This is a genomic window from Psychroserpens mesophilus (assembly GCF_050617655.1).
Taxonomy (GTDB): Bacteria; Bacteroidota; Bacteroidia; order Flavobacteriales; family Flavobacteriaceae; genus Psychroserpens; species Psychroserpens mesophilus_A.
Genome location: NZ_JBODQC010000447.1, coordinates 1 through 241, shown reverse-complemented (window position 1 = coordinate 241; position 241 = coordinate 1). Strand labels below are relative to the sequence as shown.

Sequence of the window (241 nt, the reverse complement as noted above, 5' to 3'; positions counted from 1 at the left end):
CCCAGCCCACATCGGTCTTGGTGTCCTCCAGCTTTTGCTGCTCCACCATGCGCTTTTGCATCTCGTGCTCATAGAGCTTGGAGCGCAGGCGCTGCCATGCCACGTCGCGGTTGCTGTGCTGGCTGCGGCCGTCCTGGCATTGCACGACGATGCCGGTGGGCATGTGCGTCAGGCGCACGGCCGAGTCGGTCTTGTTGATGTGCTGGCCGCCCGCGCCCGATGCGCGGTAGGTGTCGGTGCG

General features: G+C 66.0%; 1 protein-coding gene. It reads right to left on the bottom strand.

Going from position 1 to position 241, the window contains the following annotated elements; translation table 11 throughout:
* Positions 1-241, bottom strand: a 241-nt coding sequence (locus ACRHNM_RS17940; RefSeq protein WP_431137992.1) for a peptide chain release factor-like protein, incomplete at both ends; no start/stop codon positions are given.